1 protein-coding gene is annotated in these 515 nt (G+C 55.7%); it reads left to right on the top strand.

From position 1 onward, the window contains the following. A partial coding sequence (locus tag ACFOY6_RS24355) for a penta-EF hand family protein (RefSeq protein WP_379652488.1) occupies positions 1–515 on the top strand: 515 nt, incomplete at both ends.

The raw sequence follows: 515 nt of genomic DNA, 5'->3' as shown, positions 1-515 counted from the left end.
CTTCACCAGAACCAGCGGGAAGGTACGGAAAGATATTCACAAAATCCTGCCGCAGGCCAAATGTCCGTCATTCACCGACAGCGCCGGCAAGCGCTGGTTCGATATCGGGCAGGGTGCCTGGCTGAGTGGCGACGACGTGAAGGCGGATATCAGCCAGTATGACCTAAAAAATCGGGGGTTCTCAGCGTTTGAGCAGCCCGCCACAGCCAGTATGGAGAAATCCCTGCATGAGAACTGGGTGAAATCGGCGTTTAACCATCTTTCTGAATGGGTGCGGCCAGAGCGTGGTATTCGTGAGAAGCAGGTGTCGAATTATTATCAGGCGCTGATCCGTAAGATGGATCTGAACCATGATGGCGAACTGTCCGGATGGGAGCTGCATCAGGCCCTGCAGTACCCGGAGATGGATGTGAGGGATCTGGTTGCCGGTCTGGTCATCAGACACGACAGCGAGTGGTCTGGCGGCAGCAGCCATCTGCGCTGGACGGACTACCTGAAACACATGGATTTGCTGC

This window comes from Teichococcus aestuarii, assembly GCF_042651065.1.
GTDB lineage: Bacteria > Pseudomonadota > Alphaproteobacteria > Acetobacterales > Acetobacteraceae > Pseudoroseomonas > Pseudoroseomonas aestuarii.
This window is presented reverse-complemented; position numbering and strand designations above follow the sequence as displayed.